This is a genomic window from Candidatus Hakubella thermalkaliphila (genome assembly GCF_013281975.1).
GTDB classification, from domain to species: Bacteria; Actinomycetota; Humimicrobiia; order Hakubellales; family Hakubellaceae; genus Hakubella; species Hakubella thermalkaliphila.
Genome location: NZ_BLRZ01000360.1, coordinates 1 through 823, shown reverse-complemented (window position 1 = coordinate 823; position 823 = coordinate 1). Strand labels below are relative to the sequence as shown.

The window sequence follows — 823 nt, the reverse complement described above, 5'->3', positions numbered from 1 at the left end:
AAGGAGGAGAGAAGATCCGGAGATGCTCACAGAGGCGGTTGTGGTGGGCCGGCAAGAGCCACATACCAATCCCTCACCCCCAAAATCAAAGGAAAATCTACGGCCCTCAAGGGGAGACCCACACAGACAGCACACGTCCAGGATAGGCTGGTAGCCCAGCAGAGAAAGAAGTCTGGTCTCAAAGATAAGGAGAAGAATCTTAAGCCCATCTTTGGCCCTTTCCAGCCCCGAGAGAAAGAAGAGCAAAAGATTTAGCGCTCTCTCGGAACTTTTATCTACCTGGCTTCTAAGAATGAGGTCACAAGAAATGGAGGCCAGAGCTACTTTTCTCAGATCCTCTCGGATCAACTTAAAGGGATTAATGGTCTCTGCCTGAAGGATGATATCCAGATTTCTGCCCTGGTAGAGATGGAGATCGGAGTAGGTGAAGGGCTCAAGACGCCCCCCGAATTTGCTTTTGGTCTTTCTTATGCCTTTGGCCACGGCATCGATGATGCCCTCTTTCTCCGAAAGTATCCGGACTATCTTGTCCGCCTCACCCAACTTCATAGAGGAAAGGATTACTCCCCTGGTTCTGTAATCTGGCACTCCTCATCCCTGCCCTGAGGGCTCAGAGAGATCCAGACGGAAAATCCACCGCTCCAGGCCTGGGCCGTAGAAATCCCTTTTGAACTCCCTGGCCTGAAAGTTAAACCTCTGGTAAAGCTTCAGGGCAGCCAGGTTGTCTGGTGAGACCGTCAATTCCACGGCCCGAAAACCTTCCTTTCGAATCTCAGAAAGCACCTTCTCCAGCAAATAGCGACCGAGGCCCTTCCCCCTATTC

2 protein-coding genes are annotated in these 823 nt (G+C 51.5%); both read right to left on the bottom strand.

What is annotated here, in order from left to right; genetic code table 11:
- Positions 1-588: DNA repair protein RecO (recO, locus tag HW443_RS12145; protein ID WP_176238323.1), on the bottom strand; the 588-nt coding region annotated here is incomplete at its 3' end.
- Between the two features lie 3 nt (positions 589-591).
- Positions 592-823: GNAT family N-acetyltransferase (locus HW443_RS12140; RefSeq protein ID WP_176238322.1), on the bottom strand; the 232-nt coding region annotated here is incomplete at its 5' end.